The sequence below is a fragment of the Deinococcus multiflagellatus genome (assembly GCF_020166415.1).
Lineage (GTDB): Bacteria > Deinococcota > Deinococci > Deinococcales > Deinococcaceae > Deinococcus > Deinococcus multiflagellatus.
The window spans coordinates 1-1,489 of record NZ_JAIQXV010000054.1 but is presented as its reverse complement, the minus strand read 5'-3'; the positions used below and the strand labels follow the sequence as shown (position 1 = coordinate 1,489).

Below are 1,489 nucleotides of genomic sequence, written 5' to 3'. Positions count from 1 at the left end.
TGACCAGTGCTTCCTCTGCAGGGGAGATAAGAGGAACGGAAGCGATAATGGCATCGGAAGCGTCCAGCATGGTGGAGAGGAGCGTCTGATAGTCCTCGATCAGCCTTTGAGTTGCCTGTTCGGAGAGACGATTCGCAGCACTGGTGACCACCAGCTTCAATTGGTCATTCTTCCGGGTGATCGAGAGTGCGACGTCGAACTCTGAGTCAGAGTCCTCGTCGAGGTCCCATCGGGGATTCGGTATGTCGCTTGCCTTCCGCCCGTCTTCAGCCTCAAAGTAATTGAGGGTGTATTGAAAAAGGGGATGGGCGTCCATAGGACGGGACGGGACAACCGCAACGATCTCTTGTAGAGGCAGGCTATGATCAAATACATTGCCCAACTCTCCACGGAGCCTGACAGCCAAGGCTTGAAAAGAGTCGTCATCAAGTACCACCACCCGAACCGGCAGCGTATTGATAAAGTTTCCGATGACCGCCTCGAACTGAGGTGGTCTATGGACTGTGGTGGGTACACCCACCGTGAAATCGGCAACGCCAGAGTATTTGTAGATCAACGCGGCGTAAGCAGCGAATAGAACCGTAAACGGAGTGCAGCCAAGCGCCCGACTCGAATCGCGCAGTTTTGGAAGTGACTCCGTAAGAATAGTCTGGACTGTGTGACGGCCGCCAGTTGCGGAAGGGATGTCCTCGATGTGCGCCGTAGTAAGACGGGGAGCGAGGTCGGTGCTCTGTAGGTGCTGGCGCCAGAATTCCTTGTACGAAGTGGGATATGGCGCATGGTGCGCCATGTGGGCTCTCCATTCCCCATACTCACGGAACGTTGAAACTGATGGGTTCTGTACCGCACCGCTTCCAGCCATACGATGGTACTCCCACTCTATGGCGTTAACGAACGATCGCGCTGACGTGCCGTCAACGGCCATATGGTGAACAGAGCATATGAGATGGGTACCTTCCTGCGTGACGACAACCTCCATCGCGTGAAGGGGACCTGTAGCCGGATCAAAGATGAACCCCCAGAGTGCATGACGGCGTTCTTCAATGAACTGGGTCTGCTCGGGGAACGGCCAAGACGATACATCGTAAATTTGAAGGTCCAGGCTCTGGTCGTTCCGATCTTCCTGGTACAGTCGGTCGCCGTGCCATGTGAAGCGCGTGTTGAAGACTGTACGATTGAAGATGACCCGTTCTATTGCTGCGGATAGTCGCTTCGCGTCGATCGTTTCCTGGATTTTCAGATCAAGGCGCACGTTGTAGGTCGAAGAGGGTTGATGTGCACTGTGCACCCATAGGCTCTCCTGTTCAGGCGTGGCGGGCCATCGCGACGGACGAGCGGTTTCTTCGCTGGCTTCCCGGCGGGTTGGAACCGCGTGGTCGACGACTGGCTTGGCGTGCTCAAGAACGCCACTGACCGTTGGGACTTCATAGAACGCCTTAAACGACACCTTGATGCCGAATTCTCGCTCGAGACGACTGAGTAGAAGCAT

General features: G+C 55.5%; 1 protein-coding gene. It reads right to left on the bottom strand.

The genetic code is table 11. The annotated features are described in order from the left end of the window. The coding region (locus tag K7W41_RS23260; protein ID WP_224612920.1) for a condensation domain-containing protein at positions 1–1,489 on the bottom strand (1,489 nt) is incomplete at both ends.